15 protein-coding genes are annotated in these 14,435 nt (G+C 66.5%); 10 read left to right on the top strand and 5 right to left on the bottom strand.

Annotated features, from left to right (window positions below):
• Positions 1 to 149 precede the first annotated feature (149 nt).
• The gene (locus tag NN2_RS23805) at positions 150 to 1,502 is read left to right on the top strand and encodes a C40 family peptidase (RefSeq protein WP_063016060.1); all 1,353 of its coding nucleotides are present in this window, start codon (positions 150 to 152) and stop codon (positions 1,500 to 1,502) included.
• A 172-nt stretch (positions 1,503 to 1,674) separates the two neighbouring features.
• Here the strand turns inward: NN2_RS23805 and NN2_RS23800 are convergent, their stop codons facing one another.
• The 3 genes from NN2_RS23800 to NN2_RS23790 form a co-directional block, all read right to left on the bottom strand.
• Positions 1,675 to 1,863 (bottom strand): hypothetical protein, encoded by a 189-nt coding sequence (locus NN2_RS23800; RefSeq protein ID WP_156511440.1) that lies wholly within the window; start codon positions 1,861 to 1,863, stop codon positions 1,675 to 1,677.
• The gene (locus NN2_RS23795; protein WP_063016058.1) at positions 1,860 to 2,729 is read right to left on the bottom strand and encodes an alpha/beta hydrolase; all 870 of its coding nucleotides are present in this window, start codon (positions 2,727 to 2,729) and stop codon (positions 1,860 to 1,862) included. The genes NN2_RS23800 and NN2_RS23795 overlap by 4 nt, the downstream gene beginning before the upstream one ends.
• Positions 2,730 to 2,822: 93 nt before the next feature.
• A complete protein-coding gene (locus tag NN2_RS23790; protein WP_156511439.1) occupies positions 2,823 to 3,812 on the bottom strand; it encodes an esterase/lipase family protein in 990 nt (329 codons plus the stop codon).
• Positions 3,813 to 4,033: 221 nt separating this feature from the next.
• Between NN2_RS23790 and NN2_RS23785 the strand changes: the two genes are divergently transcribed.
• From NN2_RS23785 to NN2_RS23775, 3 genes are read left to right on the top strand one after another with little or no spacing between them, the layout of a single operon-like run.
• Positions 4,034 to 4,549 carry an aromatic-ring-hydroxylating dioxygenase subunit beta gene (locus NN2_RS23785; protein ID WP_245658833.1) on the top strand — a complete coding sequence of 172 codons (516 nt, stop codon included), beginning with the start codon at positions 4,034 to 4,036 and terminating at the stop codon, positions 4,547 to 4,549.
• On the top strand, positions 4,546 to 5,349 hold the full coding sequence (locus NN2_RS23780; RefSeq protein ID WP_063016055.1) for an SDR family NAD(P)-dependent oxidoreductase: 804 nt from the start codon (positions 4,546 to 4,548) through the stop codon (positions 5,347 to 5,349). The genes NN2_RS23785 and NN2_RS23780 overlap by 4 nt, the downstream gene beginning before the upstream one ends.
• 7 nt (positions 5,350 to 5,356) lie before the next feature.
• Positions 5,357 to 6,055, top strand: coding sequence for a dienelactone hydrolase family protein (locus NN2_RS23775; protein WP_063016054.1), 699 nt, complete (start codon positions 5,357 to 5,359; stop codon positions 6,053 to 6,055).
• Positions 6,056 to 6,139: 84 nt separating this feature from the next.
• On the opposite strand, the gene NN2_RS23770 is transcribed toward NN2_RS23775, so the two are convergent.
• Complete coding sequence (locus NN2_RS23770) at positions 6,140 to 7,456, bottom strand: aromatic ring-hydroxylating oxygenase subunit alpha (RefSeq protein WP_063016053.1); 1,317 nt, start codon at positions 7,454 to 7,456, stop codon at positions 6,140 to 6,142.
• A gap of 224 nt (positions 7,457 to 7,680) precedes the next feature.
• On the opposite strand from NN2_RS23770, the gene NN2_RS23765 reads away from it, so the two are divergent.
• Genes NN2_RS23765 through NN2_RS23755 form a run of 3 tightly spaced genes read left to right on the top strand, consistent with a single transcriptional unit; the run spans position 7,681 to position 10,316 of the window.
• Positions 7,681 to 8,007, top strand: coding sequence for a non-heme iron oxygenase ferredoxin subunit (locus NN2_RS23765; RefSeq protein WP_063016052.1), 327 nt, complete (start codon positions 7,681 to 7,683; stop codon positions 8,005 to 8,007).
• 22 nt (positions 8,008 to 8,029) lie between these two features.
• Positions 8,030 to 9,247 carry an NAD(P)/FAD-dependent oxidoreductase gene (locus NN2_RS23760; RefSeq protein ID WP_063016051.1) on the top strand — a complete coding sequence of 406 codons (1,218 nt, stop codon included), beginning with the start codon at positions 8,030 to 8,032 and terminating at the stop codon, positions 9,245 to 9,247.
• Positions 9,248 to 9,251: 4 nt separating this feature from the next.
• Complete coding sequence (locus NN2_RS23755; protein WP_063016050.1) at positions 9,252 to 10,316, top strand: DODA-type extradiol aromatic ring-opening family dioxygenase; 1,065 nt, start codon at positions 9,252 to 9,254, stop codon at positions 10,314 to 10,316.
• A gap of 33 nt (positions 10,317 to 10,349) precedes the next feature.
• Here NN2_RS23755 and NN2_RS23750 read toward each other — a convergent pair whose 3' ends face one another.
• Complete coding sequence (locus NN2_RS23750; RefSeq protein ID WP_063016049.1) at positions 10,350 to 11,159, bottom strand: IclR family transcriptional regulator; 810 nt, start codon at positions 11,157 to 11,159, stop codon at positions 10,350 to 10,352.
• Positions 11,160 to 11,178: 19 nt separating this feature from the next.
• Here NN2_RS23750 and NN2_RS23745 point away from each other — a divergent pair, with 19 nt between their 5' ends.
• The 3 genes from NN2_RS23745 to NN2_RS23735 are packed head-to-tail and all read left to right on the top strand — an operon-like array spanning position 11,179 to position 14,427.
• The gene (locus NN2_RS23745; protein WP_245658832.1) at positions 11,179 to 12,426 is read left to right on the top strand and encodes an amidohydrolase family protein; all 1,248 of its coding nucleotides are present in this window, start codon (positions 11,179 to 11,181) and stop codon (positions 12,424 to 12,426) included.
• Complete coding sequence (locus NN2_RS23740; protein ID WP_063910855.1) at positions 12,419 to 13,606, top strand: FAD-dependent oxidoreductase; 1,188 nt, start codon at positions 12,419 to 12,421, stop codon at positions 13,604 to 13,606. The genes NN2_RS23745 and NN2_RS23740 overlap by 8 nt, the downstream gene beginning before the upstream one ends.
• Positions 13,606 to 14,427, top strand: a complete 822-nt coding sequence (locus NN2_RS23735) for an alpha/beta fold hydrolase (protein WP_063016046.1) — start codon at positions 13,606 to 13,608, stop codon at positions 14,425 to 14,427. Before NN2_RS23740 ends, NN2_RS23735 begins: the two co-directional genes overlap by 1 nt.
• The last annotated feature ends 8 nt before the right edge of the window (positions 14,428 to 14,435 follow it).

Below are 14,435 nucleotides of genomic sequence, written 5' to 3'. Positions count from 1 at the left end.
GTCTTCCACAATCCCTCGAACTGCCCCTGTCACCACCCGTCAGGGGGATGTCACGACGGCGGAGCCGCACCAGAATCGTTTCCTGAGGGGATCAATTGTCGGCATATCGCCGAATTGTTGCGGAAACGAATGTAGAAGGGCGGCTCACGATGTCGGACCCGATCACCGTGATTTCCACCATCGTCTCGGTCGCGACCGGCGCGGTCGACAACTCCGGATTGCCGGGCCCGGCCGCGAACTCCGCCCACGCGGCGGTCGAATCCACGGGCGAGGCGGCCAAATCCCTCACGGTGCAAATGGACAACGCGATCGCCCGCCTTCCTGAGCCTGCCCAGCAGGCGGCGCGGCAAACTGTCGATGACGCGTCCGAACGGGTGGCAAACCTGCTGCCCGCGAAACCTGATATCGGGGACGGCGACGTAGTCCCCGGAACGGCGACACAGCCCGGCCACGACGGCGAGGCGACAGTGCAATCACCTCCGCGAGCCGACGTCGATTCGACACCTCGATACTCCACCGCCCCAGAGAGTTTCGCGATCGTCCCGGTGAGCCCGGCCGCGGCGGTCCCCGCGCCCTTCACCGGTGACATCGCCGTCTTCGTCCCGTGGTTCCGGCAGGCCGGCGCCCTGTGCTCGGGTATTCAGGCGCCTACGCTGGCAGCGTTGTATCAGGCCGAGAACGGGTTTCGTTACGGACCGAGTGCTCCGATCTCCCCCGCCGGGGCCATGGGCCCCGGGCAATTCATGCCCGCCACGTGGGCGAAATACGGCCGGGACGTGCACGGTGACGGGGTCCCCGACATCTTCGACGTCGGGGATTCGGTGATGGCCTCGGGTCATCTGCTCTGCGACACCTACCAGCAGATCGAGGGCTGGAAACACGCGGGCGTAGTCTCCGGCGACACCCTCGCGCTCACCCTCGCCGCGTACAACGCGGGTGCCGGAGCTGTTCTGCGGTCCGGCGGAATGCCCAGCGGCAGCCCCGCCTACGAGCTCGAGACGAAACCGTACGTCGCGCGAATCCTGTCCGCTCGCAAGCAATTCGAGTGGTTGTCGGCGAACGACTACAACTTGCCTGCCGCTGATCATCGACCTCCGGAAGACCTCGGCCGACGAATCATCGCGCAGGCATTGAAATATTTGGGACTGCCTTATGTGTGGGGCGGAGGCGACAGCACCGGCCCGTCCTCTGGAGGTTTCGATTGCTCAGGACTGACCTCTTTCGCTGTGCACGCCGCGACCAGCGGCGCGGTGACATTGCCGCGAACCTCTCAGAACCAGTGGCACGTCGGCACCGAAATTCCCTTGTCACAGGCAGTTCCCGGTGATCTGCTCTTCGGAAATTTCGAAGCGGACGGGGACAATCCTGGGCACGTGGCCATCTACCTCGGCAACGGCCGAATGGTTCACGCACCGACAACTGGCGATGTTGTCCGAATCAGCCCGGTTATGACGGGCATGCGCGCCCGCCACATCGGCACCGCGCACTCGGCGTCCAACTGAAAGCTGCTTCGCGCCGGGGCTTTCCCGATGGGTGCCCCGGCGCGGTGACCGCCTCCGCCAGCGCGACCGGATCGGGCCCGCGTCCGAGCACCATGGTCCCGCCCGACAACATCGCGGGCAGCACGGTCGCATTGTGGCCGCAGTGGTAGAGGATCGGCAGGAATGTGGAGTCTCAGATCGACCTCGTCGGTCGATCGGCGATCCATTCGGCGAATGCGCGACTGCCCTGCGGCACCGGACCACCGATTGGGATGGTGACGCCCGCGCGCAGGCCGGCCCGATCGAACACCTCCGAGACCCGGTCGGCGAACTCGGCTCGGCGGCCGTGCAACGTGGTGACATCGACATCCATTGCGCTCACACCAGCTTCCGATCGATCCAGGCCAGCAGATCGGCGAAGACCTCGTCGCGGTTGATCTCGTTGAAGATCTCGTGGCGAGCGCCGTACCACACCTTCAGCGTGATGTCGGTCAGACCGGCCTGCTCGTATCGCTGCCCCAAGGCGTTCACCAATGCGAGTTCGCCGTTCACCGGATCCTTGTCGCCCACCGCGATATACAGCGGCAGATCCGAGCGGATCGAGGCGACGCGTTCCGCGGCGGCGACCGCCACCGCCCCGCCGACCATGCCCTTCATTCCCGCGATATCGAGCCCGAACCCGCACAGCGGATCGGCGAGATAGGCGTCCACCTGCGCCTCGTCGCGGCTGATCCAATCGAATTCCGTTCGCGGCGAGGGAATTCCCGCGTTGAACATCGACAGGTCGACCGGTGCGTCGAGATCCAGCGGGAGCAGGTCCAGCGCGGCGGTGCCCGACAGCGCCACCGCATCGACCTCGGCGCTGTGCTCGGGCAGGAATTGCTGGGTGGCGAACGAGCCGAGGCTGTGCGCGATGAGCACCAACTTCAGTCCCGGATTCGCGTCACGGGCGTTGCGCCCCATCCGGCCGACGTCGGCCACCAGCTCGGTCCAGCCGTCGGCGCCGATGACTCCGGGTTCCTGACCGTCGAGCAGCGTCGCGCCGTGGCCGCGATGATCGTGCGCGTAGACGACGAAGCCGCGGGCGGCCAGCACCTCGGCCAACGGCGTGTAGCGCAACGCGTGCTCACCCACGCCGTGCACGATCTGGGCGATCGCCCGAGGGGTCCCCTGCGGGTCCCAGCGATAGGCGGCGACGGTCAGCCCGCCGCTGCTGGGAAAAGCGACACGGGTGGGCTGCTGAGACATGTGCACTCCTCTCGAGCCGAGCACTCGGCTCGGTATTCCTGGCAGCCGCGCACGCGACCGGGATGAAAACGTCTGACCGACAACCGATATCGGTCAGCGGTCGTAGGGCGCCGCATACGCCGGCAGCGGCTTCTCGGCGGGAACCCAATTCCTGGTATCGAGCAGTCCGAACATCAAGGCCGACACCGTATTGGTGAACTTCGTGTAGCCCGCCGGGTCGAATCCGGGCAGTGTCGCCTGCGCGCACACCCCACGGTCCACCCGGCTCGGATCGGCGGGGCCGGGATGGCCGAGCGCGTCCAGGACCAGGGCGTAGGCCACCGGATCGAAGACCAGCATGCCGTGATCGGCCAGATGGCCGGGGCACACCTGCTGAACCATGATCGTCGGTCCACCGCGCATCGAACCGGCCTGTGGCTGCGGCAACACAAGTTCGTCCTGCATGGTCTGGATGGAGGTGAACGCAGGTCCGTCGGGCACGGGAGCATTGGCGAAGGCCCGCGTCACATGCGAGCGAGTGCCCATTTGCCAGGCGATCGGCGCACACGCGCCGCCCGCGCACAGACTGTCTGCCACCGCACTGCCACCCAGCGGCCCGGCGATCGGGATCACGTCGGAGGTAACGGCGGCGACCTCCGGCCAGAATTTCGCGATCCACGCCGCCATCGCACCGCCCTGGCTGTGCCCCACGATGCCGATCGGCCGGCCGGAGACCCGATGAGCCTGCAGCGCCGCATAGGCCGCGTACTCGGCCGAGATCGCGAAATCGCCCAGCGCCCCATCCGGTAGCGCGACCGTGCACCACCCGTAACCCGCTGCGGGAAGCGCCTTTTCATAATTCCAGGACCAGATCTCGTCGGGCGTGCCACCGGTGCCGGGAATCAGCAGCACAGTCGGCCGCCCGGACTGGGCACCGGAGTCGCACTGGACTGCGGCGGCCAACTCGTCCTGGGCGACGGTGAACTCGTGCGCCGCCACCGCGGGGAACCCGGCCCCCGGTTCGTCGGCCGAACCCGGCGAAGTGGTCACCCAGAGCATTCCGAGCCCCGCGGCCACAGTGGCGATGACACGAGCCACACGCATATTCACTCCACACTCGTCGGTCGGACCGGCGACGACCTTCGATCGAGCTCAGAACGCCTCGCCCGCCGTGACCGCCGTCACATATTTGTCCTACTATATGTATGGTCAGACCGAACAGTCAACGTTTTGCGTGAAGCCGGTTCCGAGGCCCGGAACAACCGCTGGCAAACCGGCGCGCCCATCGCCACAGTGGGGAAATATCCGATCTGAGGAGAACCGCCGTGGTTGATGTCCCCGCGGCGTCATCGGCTACCGAGTCGATGACGCTCTGCCACCGAGTCGAGCAATTCCTGTATTACGAAGCGGCGCTGCTGGATTCGTGGCGGCTGCCCGAATGGCTCGAGTTGTTCGCCCCCGACGGCCGCTATCTGGTTCCGGCCACCGACAAACCGGACGGTGATCCGAACCGGGACCTGTTTCTGGTGCAGGACGATCGGTTCCTGCTCGAACAGCGGGTCAATTCGCTCATGCGGCGCGCCGCGCATGCCGAGTACCCGCATTCGCGCACCCGGCGCACGATTTCGAATGTGCGGGTGACCGGCCGCGACGGAGACGAGCTGAGCATCGCGGCCAATTTCACGGTCCACCGGGTGCGGTCCGGCGCGCTCGATACCTATGTCGGCCATTACGAGCACGTGGTCGAACCGGCCGGCGACGGATTCCTGTTCCGGATCCGCCGCTGCGTGCTCGACCTCGACGCCCTGCGGCCCCATGGGAAAGTGAGCATCATCCTGTGAATCGCTTGCAGGGAAAGGTGGCCATCGTCACCGGGACCAGCCCGAACATCGGCGGGACGCTCGCGCGCGGGCTGGCCGCGCAGGGGGCTCGGGTGCTGTGCACCGATCTCGCGGCCGAGGTCGCCGAAGGCTGTGCGGCCGAGATCGTCGCGGCGGGCGGCGACGCCGCGGCCATCGCCGGTGATGTGACCGATCCGGACCACGCCGACGCGGCGGTGGCCGCTGCCGTCGAACGCTGGGGAAAGGTCGACATCCTGGTCGGCAACGCCGTGTTCTTCCACCAGCAGGGCTTGCTGACGATGGGGTATGCGGATTTCCGCCGTCAACTCGACGTCATCCTGGGCGGCTCGTTTCTGTTCACCAGGGCCGTCGCGAAATCGATGATCGAGACGAAAACCGCGGGCAGCATCATCCTCGTGTTGTCGACCGCCGCGTGGCAGGGCCAGCCCGGCAATATCGGCTACTCCACCGGGAAGAGCGGTCTGATCAACTTCACCCGTTCGACGGCCATGGAACTCGCGCCGCACGGGATTCGGGTCAACGGCTTCACCCCGACCGCGACCGCGCCGAACCATCCCGCCGCGCGCGAACAACTCGACGAATTGCTCAGCGCCCCAGGCGAATACCGGATGGACTTCACCGGCCAGCTGCCGCTGTCGAGACTGCCCACCCCGGATGATTACGTCGGCGCCGTGGTCTACCTCGCCTCCGACGAGAGCTCGATGGTCACCGGTACGAATATCACCGTGGACGGCGGCGCGACGGCGAAGTACTGGCCGTGGACACCGCACCCTATCTGAGGACCCCATGAACGAGCCGGTGTTGATTCAGCCCGCCACGTCGCCCCTGTTCGGAGCCACGAAACCGATGCCCGCACTGGAGATTTCACTCGGTGGCACGCCGCGCGGCCTGGTAGTGCTGATCTGCGAGCGAGGTACGTTGAACCGCGACGGCCCCGGACTGATGAACCGGCTCGCCGAACACGGGTACGAATCGCTCGCGGTCGAGGCCGGGAGCGTCGATGCTTCGGACCTGGATGTGCTGATGGCCCGAGCCGACGACCGTGACTGGATCGACGAGCAGATCGGGCTGGTCGGTGTGGGTCACGGCGGTTCGGCGGTGTTCGAGGCCGCGGCGCAGCGCGAACTCGCCGCGGCGGTCAGTATCAGCCCCGCTGCCGACGGGCCGGGTCTGCTCGACTTCGACGACGTGGTGCGTACGCCGTGGCTCGGCTTGTTCGGGGACGCCGATCCGAGCGTGAGCGCCGATGATCGTCGGGCACTGGCGTCACGACTCGCCTCGCGGTCGCAGATCTACACCGAGGTCGTCTCCTATCCGGGCGTGGGACGGGACTTCTATCGGTGCGGTGACGATGGACCCGGCTACGCGGCGTACTACGACAGCTGGCAGCGCACGGTCGAATGGCTCGACGCCCGGGTGGCCCCGCGACCGACAGCTCGCGCCCGCCGCTGGCAACGGCGCCGACTGGAAAACGGTATCGAGTAGGACCACACGTAGGGTCTTGCGCCCGAGAGTGAATCGGTAGTGATAAGAGGCGGCCGGAGGAAATTCCCTCGGCCGCCTCTCGTTTCACAACGCCGATGCGGCGTTTTCCGGGGTACGCCTGGGCGCCCGGAATGCCTCGCCGAGCGGATCCTGCTCCTCCGGGGGCAACACCTCGCCGGTAATCAGCTCGTTCCACCGGCGCCACCACGCCCGCATCTGCAATTCGTCGGTACTGGAATTGACCCGCTTGTTCATCCCGCGCGAGATGTCGGAAAATCCGAGTTCCTTACGGGCGCCGTATCCGACCTGACAGGTTTCGAGCGCTTCGACGTCGTCCGGCGAGGCCAGCCCGCCCGGCCCCCAGAAGGTCAGGAAGTTGTCCAGACGCTGCTTGCGCAGTTCGTCACCTTCCTCCGGCGGCGCCAATTCCCAGGCGGTGACCTCCATGTAGTCCGGGCTGATCGGATCGATCTTGCGGACCAGCACACCCATCACCAGATCGATCACGACCAGGTTCGGGAAAATGACCATATTGCGGTTGCCGCGCATTCGGTCCACCCAGCCGTCCCCATATAGTTCCCTCAACCGGTCGAATCGAGCGGCACGCTCCGCGGCGCCCGCATCCGAGAGCGGCCGCCCGAAAAGCCCCTCGGTGGTGGGCGCACCAGCCATGACGGCATGACCGTTGCCCAGGTCGACCCCCCGGGATTCGCCGAGGGCGTTCGGATCGAGCTCACCACGGGCAGCGAGCACCATCTCGAAGTAGCGCTGATGTGTCGAGACCGCGTGGTAGCCGTCGATGCTGTTCTCCACCAGCAACTTCCAGTTCGCCTTCACCGAATACTCGTGGGTTCCCGCCAGCACCCGCATCCCCTGTTCGGATTGATCGCAGACCAGGTCGAGGTATTCAGCCGCGGCGCCGAGATAGGTTCGCAGGTCGATGATGCCGGGATCGAAGCTGACGAAGACGAAGCCGCGGTAGGAATCGACTTTGGGGGGTGCGGCGAGATCGGGCCTCTGGAAATCCTCGCCGTAGGAATCGTCACCGGGCATCGAGACCATATTTCCGGCCGTGCTGAAGCTCCAGCCGTGATAGAAGCAGGTGAGGAAGCGGGCATTGCCCCGCCGCTCGCGGCACAGCATCGCACCGCGGTGCGGGCACGAATTGATCCAGACCCGGATTTCCCCCTTGTTGTCGCGGGCGAAGAGCAGAGGACGTCCCGCGACCGTCCGCGTCGTGAAGTCGTTCTTCTTGCTCAGTTCCGACTCGTGGCCCACATACAGCCAGCTGCGTTCGAATATGCGGTCCCGCTCCTTGGCGAAGACTTCGGGATCGACCATCACCCGCCGATCGACGCGGAACCTGGGCATCTCCCGGTCATCGATCACGTACTCAGACACCACAGAACTCCTTCGGTCTCCCGGACACGGATATCGAAGAACCGTGCACCCATCGAGGCGGAAACGCACGAGCCGGTTCCGATCGACGGAACCGAAGCGACGCCGGAAGGGCGAGGTTTCCAGCGAGTGAAACCGCCCCTGGGCACATTCCCGACGACGCCCCAGACTTCGGTCGACGATCAGGTCGCAGCCAGGCGGCCGAAAGACATGTCTGTGAGGCGCATATGGAAAGCACCCGGACGACCGAGCGGCGATTCGTCTGCACGGTGGACCACCTGGACAGGGGCGAATCGATGACTGTCGCGGGCGATGTCCCGATAGCCCTGTTCCGCAACGACGACGGCGACTTCTACGCCACCGCCGACACCTGCACTCATGAGGACTGGTCCCTCGGCGAGGACAGCGATCTCGAGGGTAACGAGGTGGTCTGCCCACTTCATATGGCCCGCTTCGACATTCGGGACGGCCGGCCGCTGTGCTTCCCCGCCACCGTCGCCCTGGCGACCTTCGAGGTGGAGGTCGCGGACGGAAACGTCTACATCCTGTCCTGAACTCGAGCACGACGAGGAAAACATGCGAATCGTGGTAGTCGGCGCCTCGGTCGCCGGAGTACGAACCGTGCAAGCATTGCGCGCCCGTGGGTATCGCGGCGCGATCACGGTCATCGGCGAGGAACGGCATCTTCCCTACGACAAACCGCCGCTCTCGAAGGAGATGCTCGATGGATCCGCGGATGTCGTGCCGCCACCGCTGCTGACACCGGCCGATATCGACACTCTCGATGTCGAACTGCGGCTGGGCGTGCGCGCGACCGGCCTGGACCCCGTGCGCCGGACGGTGGCGACCGCAGCGGGCGCGGAGATCGGTTACGACACCTTGATCATCGCCACCGGCGTGCGGCCGCGGAGTCTGCCCGGCGCCGAATCACGTGACAATGTCCACACCCTGCGGACCGCCGACGACGCGGTCGCCCTGCGCCGGGAATTGGTGCCCGGCAGGCGGGGCGTGATCATCGGTGCCGGCTTCATCGGCGCCGAGGTCGCCTCCGCGGCGCGAGCCCACGGGGTGGAGGTAACCCTTGTGGAAGCGCAGTCGACACCGCACGCACAGCAATTCGGGCCCGACATCGGGCGCGCCATGGCCCAGCTCCACGCGTCCCACGGCGTCGATCTCCGGTTCGGAACCGGGTTCGCCGAATTCATCGGCTCACCTCGGGTGCAGGCGGTGCGGCTCACCGATGGGACCGAACTCGCGGCCGACTTCGTCGTGGTGGGCATCGGTGCGCGGCCGGCCACCGACTGGCTCACGACGTCCGGACTGCCGGTCGAGGACGGGATCTGCTGCGACGAATCCCTCTGTGTGCCAGGCTTTCCCGACATCTACGCGGTCGGTGATATCGCTCGCCGCCGGCACCCGTTCTATGGCGAGGCGCTGCGCATCGAGCACTGGACCAACGCCAACGACCACGCCTCGATCGTGGCCGCGGCGATCCTCGGCGAACCGCTGCCTCGCGCCACCCTGCCCTACGTCTGGTCCGACCAGTATGGCAACCGCATCCAGATCATCGGGCGTCCCGCCCTGGGCACTGCCCGGATCCTGCGCGGCGACCTGATATCCGGCGATCTGGTCGCCGGATACGCCGATACCGACGGCGTCCTCGTCGGGGCGCTTGTCGTGGACAACCCCCGGCTGCTGGGCGGGTTCCGCCGGGCGATCACCGGCAGACAACACATCGATGAGTACGAGCAGACCGCCGCGACCGCGTCCCGGCGGACGAAACAACCGAGGTGAGGTAGTGGCAGAAGTAATAGGTGTGGGCCTGACCCACTATCCGCTGCTGGCGGGCACGGACGAGCATATGGCCGATCTGCTCAAAAGTGCCCTGAAAGATCCGGACATCCCGCCGGAGGTGAAAGATCGGGCGTCCTGGTCCGAACTCGCGCGCCGGGAATGGGGCGAGGATGGAGGCACCGCGGCCGCCGCCGGCCATCGACGCCATCTGCTCGCCGACCTCGAACGGTGCCGGGCCGCGATCGATGATTTCGATCCGGACGTCCTCATCGTCTGGGGCGACGACCAGTACGAGAACTTCCGCGAAGAAGTGATTCCCTCCTTCTGTGTGCTCGCCTATCCGGATACGGTGGTGCATCCCTTCGGGGTTCTCGACATGCTGCGCGTGCCCAATGTCTGGGGGCTGCCGTCCGACACGTCTTTCGTCATGCGCGGCGCGCCGGAATTCGCCAAGGCCGCGGCGAGCGCGGTACTCGGCAGCGGTGTCGACGTCGCCTATTCGTATCAGCCGCGGACCGGCATCCACTTCCCGCACGCATTCGGCAACACGCAGCTGTTTCTCGACTACGACGAGGTCGGCGTGCGATTCCCCTATCCGATCGTGCCGATGGCGGTGAATTGCTACGGCGAACATGTCATCGCCCGCAAGGGCGGGATCGCGCGCTTCGCCGATATCAACGTCGGAGAGAACCTCGACCCGCCAGGGCCGACACCGGCTCGCTGCTTCGAATTCGGCCGCGCCGTCGGGCGTTTCGCGCGGCAGAGCGACCAGCGGATCGCACTGGTCGCCTCATCGAGTTGGTCGCATGCGTTCCTGCACGACAAGGGCTGGCATCTGCGCCCGGATACGGAGTCCGACCAGGAGCTCTATCGGGGCATGTGCGCGGGCGATTACGACCTCTGGAACGCGCGCACCAGCAGGCAGATCATCGAATCGGGCCAGCACGAGATGCTCAACTGGTACTGCCTGCTCGGCGCCGTCTGCGAACTGGATATGCGGCTGGACTGGTCGGATCTGGTCGTCACCGAGATCTTCAACTCCAACAAGGCCTTCGCCGTCTTCCGCTGAAGCGGCCCGGCTGGGTTACGCACCTCGGTGCGGTCAGATCTCCCTGGGAAACCAGCGCTCCCGCCCGCCCCCCAACCCCGCATCGACATCGCTGCCGATCTGCGCGGCGGTCGCGCGCAACGCACCCGCCAGGTTGGGGGGCGGGGCGAACTCCACGGGAAAACCGACCGAGATCGCGCCCACAGCGAAACCGTTCATACAGATCGGCGCGGCCAGGCAGGCCAGACCCAGCTGGGCTTCCTCACATTCCCGGGCCACACCGTCGGCGCGAATCTGCCGCAGTTCATCTATCAGCACCTCCACCGCGGTGATCGACCTCGGCGTCAACGCCGGCAGCGGACGCGGCAGAAAGTCGCGCAGATCGTCGAGATTCTCATGCGCCAGCAGCGCTTTACCCAGCGCGGTGCAATGCGCCGGAAGCCGCGCGCCGACCGAGGTGATCGACGTCGGCGACTCCGATACCGACAGCTTTTCGAGATAGACCACGTCGTACTGCCGCAGCACCGCCATATGCACGGTGTGCCCGCACCAGCGATGCAGTTTCGTCAGATACGGCATGGCCAGATCTCGCATATAGCCGGCGGGTGTGGACGCACACAGCTGCAGCATGTCCAAACCGATCTTGTACCCACCGCGATGGTGCTCCACCACGCCGAGTTCGACGAGCCGCGCCAGCAAGCGGTGAACCGTCGACTTCGGCAACCCGGAGGCACGCGCCAGTTCGCTCAGGTTCATGACCCGGGCATACGGGTTGAATGCGCGCAGCAGGTCGAACGCCTTCGACAGAATCGAGGGCGGATCGCCCGCACCGGATTCGCGCGGTGGTGTATCGGCAGACGTCATTGTGTACCTCGAGCCTCGGGTGAGGCGATTCGATTTCCTGTGTACTCCCTATCGTGACTGTCGTCACCCCGCGGGCGATCGCCCGGTTCCGGCCCCCGGAACCGGCCATACCCGCCGCGCACGCATCCGATTAGTTTCCGAACCGCCAGGACAGCCTCCCGCCCCAGGATTCGGATACGACGTGGACCTGACCACCAAGCACACGATTTCGACCGCCGGTGTCGATACACACGCCCATTACTTCGGTCTCGACATGACCGAACGCCTGCCCGGTCTCCGCGATCCGCGCTGGCCCACGCTGCACCGAGATGCCCGTGGCGGTGGCTCGGTCATGCTGGGAGACAAACTGTTTCGAAGGGTTCGCTCGGTGTTGTGGGATGTCGACGAACGCATCGGCGAACTCGACGCCGCGAGTATCGGGGTGCAGCTCATCTCGCCGGTACCGGTGATGCTGGCCTACTGGGCCGACCAGACCGTGGGTGTGGCCTGCGCTCGGGCCACCAACGACTCGATCGCCGCCGCTGTCGCCCGATCCGGAGGGTCGCTCGCCGGGCTGGGCACCGTGCCGTTACCGCATACGGCGGCGGCCGTCGCGGAGCTCGAGCGTGTGATGGTCGAACTCGGCCTGTCCGGCGTCGAGATCGGCACCCGGATCGCCGGCCAGGATCTGGACTCCCCCGGCTTCCTGCCCTTCTTCGAGGCCGCCGAGTCGCTGGGTGCGGCGGTGTTCGTGCATCCGACCGACGGCGGGGGTGGGGTGATCCACCGTGGCGGGCAACCGTACGACTTCGGGCTCGGCATGATCACCGATACGGCCGTCGCCGCGACGGCCCTGATATTCGGTGGTGTACTCGAACGCTTCCCGAAGCTGCGTGTAGCGCTGGCGCACGGGTGCGGAACGTTTCCGTGGGCATATCCCCGCCTTCGTCTGGGTGCGAAGATCTGGCTCGACGCGGATGAGGACCGGGTTCAGGAGCTGGTCCGCTCGCTCTGGGTCGATTCGCTGGTCTTCGATCCCGCGCACCTGAGCCTGCTGGTCGAGCGGTTCGGCTCCGATCACGTCATGCTCGGTACCGATTACCCGTTCATTCCCGGCCAGCTCGAGGGGGCCGCCGGCTTCCTGCGCTCCGCGCAAACCATGGCAGCGATCGACGCGCCGACCGCGCATGCCATCCACGCCGCGAACGGTTCCGCATTCCTGCGGGCGCCGACCGGAATTGCCACTTGCACAACAGTATTCGACGCCAGTGGGTGTCCGTATGAATGACGTGCAGGTGGTGGTTGCAGGAGCGGATCTCACCGGATTGACCACCGCCTTGGGATTGGCGCGCGCGGGTATCGACGTGATGGTCGCCGACACCGGGTGCGACGACATCGCGGCGGCGCACTGCGCCCACGACTGGTCGGTCCTCCCGGGCCTCGACCGGCTCGGAGTCCTCGACGATGCCTTGCGAACCGGATTCACATCCGCACGCTGGTGCCTGCGGGTGTTGCGCACCGGCGAGCGGCTCGACTTCGACCTCGGCGCCTTGGCACCCGTCACGCCTTTTCCGTTCACCCTGCACATAGACCAGGCCGCGCTGTGCCGGATTCTGGTACGGCATCTGGCCGGGCAGCCCAGCGTCCGAGTGCTGCGCGATGTCCGGCTGTCGGAAATCACTCGATTCGGCGACGGCGTAGAGCTCGCCTTCGACGATGCCACGGGCGCGCACCGGTTGCGCGCCGACTGGGTGGTGGGATCCGACGGCACGCGCAGCGCGGTCCGCCGCGGACTGGGGCTGGGATTTCCCGGATACACCTGGCCGGAGCGCTGTGTCACGGCACTGGTCGAGGCGGACTTGGCACGGCAGGGATACGCCGCCACCACTCTCCAAGTGGACGCCCGCTACGGCGCGGTCGTGCAGCGCGCCGACGACAACTGCTGGCGCTATACCTTCGCCGAACCATCGACACTGCCGGAAGCCGGTGTCGCCGACCGGCTTTCGGATGCCCTCCGCAACATCCTGGGCGATGCCCCCGCCCGCATCCTCGAAAACCGTTGCGCGCGCATGCATCAGCGCACCGCGCCGACCTACCGGCTCGGTCGCGTTCTGCTCGCGGGCGAGGCCGCCCACGTCACCAACCGCATCACCGGTCTCAGCCCGATCACCGCATTCTTCGACGCCTTCCACCTGATCGACGCACTGAGGGCGGTGGTCACCGGACAGGCCGGGGACGGCGTACTCGACGAGTACGCGCGCGACCGCAAGCGCGTCTTCGACGACCACGCCGCACCCATGAGCGCCGCGCGCCACCACCTCATCTCACAGATCAGCGACCGCCGGGAGCTGGAGACAGAACTGGCGTACTACCGCCGCGCGGCCGCCCACCCCGACGACCTCCGGGATCTGATGCTGCTCAGCAGGGACCTCGAGGGCCGCTCACCGATGAAGGAGACAACGAACTGATGACCGCGACAACGACACTCGAAACCGGCCGGTTCATCGACGTCGACGGAGTATCGACGCACTATCACGACGCCGGGGACGGGAAAACCGTTCTGCTGCTGCATGGTTCGGGCCCGGGGGTGTCCGCGTGGGCGAATTGGCACCACGCCCTGCCGGCGCTGGCCCGCTCGTCGCGAGTCGTCGCGCTCGACCTGGTCGGCTTCGGCCTGACCGAACGCCCCGCGGATGTGCGCTACTCGCTGCGCACCTGGACCGACCACGCGTGGAAATTCCTGGACGCGCTCGGCATCGAGAAGACCTCGGTGGTCGGGAATTCGCTCGGCGGCCGCATCGCGATGCAGATGGCCGAGGACGACCAGAGCCGCCTGGACCGCCTCGTCCTCATGGGCTCACCGGGCGTCGGCATGACGATGACCGAAGGGCTCGAGGCACTGCGCGGCTACGAACCGTCACATCAGGCGATGCGGGACCTGCTGCGCGACTACTTCGCGGTCGACAAGTCGATGATCACCGACGAGCTCGTCCGGATCCGATACGAAGCCAGCGCCGCGCCGGGCGCACACGAGGCCTACCGCACGATGTTCTTCCACCCCGACCACGCCGGAAGTCAACTCGGTATCACCGAGGAGCAGGTCCGCGCCATCACCGTTCCCACCCTGCTGATCCACGGCCGCGAGGATCGCGTCGTGCCCGTCGATGTCTCGTGGAACATGGTGCACCTGCTGCCCGACGCCGATCTGCACGTGTTCTCCCGATGCGGTCACTGGACCCAGATCGAACGCGCCGACGAGTTCAACCGCCTCGTGGCCGATTTCGTCTGAGCCGGCCG

Origin of the sequence: Nocardia nova NBRC 15556 (assembly GCF_001613005.1) — a bacterium.
GTDB lineage: Bacteria > Actinomycetota > Actinomycetes > Mycobacteriales > Mycobacteriaceae > Nocardia > Nocardia nova.
The sequence above is the reverse complement of the archived record's forward strand: the minus strand, read 5'-3'. Positions and strand labels throughout refer to the sequence as shown.

What these genes read in the sequence shown, in the direction of transcription:
- NN2_RS23790 (WP_156511439.1), bottom strand. Translation starts at nt 3,812, where the DNA reads ATGCGTGTGGCTCGTGTCATCGCCACTGTGGCCGCGGGGCTCGGAATG.
- NN2_RS23750 (WP_063016049.1), bottom strand. Translation starts at nt 11,159, where the DNA reads ATGACGTCTGCCGATACACCACCGCGCGAATCCGGTGCGGGCGATCCG.
- NN2_RS23805 (WP_063016060.1), top strand. Translation starts at nt 150, where the DNA reads ATGTCGGACCCGATCACCGTGATTTCCACCATCGTCTCGGTCGCGACC.
- NN2_RS23760 (WP_063016051.1), top strand. Translation starts at nt 8,030, where the DNA reads ATGCGAATCGTGGTAGTCGGCGCCTCGGTCGCCGGAGTACGAACCGTG.
- NN2_RS23765 (WP_063016052.1), top strand. Translation starts at nt 7,681, where the DNA reads ATGGAAAGCACCCGGACGACCGAGCGGCGATTCGTCTGCACGGTGGAC.
- NN2_RS23735 (WP_063016046.1), top strand. Translation starts at nt 13,606, where the DNA reads ATGACCGCGACAACGACACTCGAAACCGGCCGGTTCATCGACGTCGAC.
- NN2_RS23775 (WP_063016054.1), top strand. Translation starts at nt 5,357, where the DNA reads ATGAACGAGCCGGTGTTGATTCAGCCCGCCACGTCGCCCCTGTTCGGA.
- NN2_RS23740 (WP_063910855.1), top strand. Translation starts at nt 12,419, where the DNA reads ATGAATGACGTGCAGGTGGTGGTTGCAGGAGCGGATCTCACCGGATTG.
- NN2_RS23795 (WP_063016058.1), bottom strand. Translation starts at nt 2,729, where the DNA reads ATGTCTCAGCAGCCCACCCGTGTCGCTTTTCCCAGCAGCGGCGGGCTG.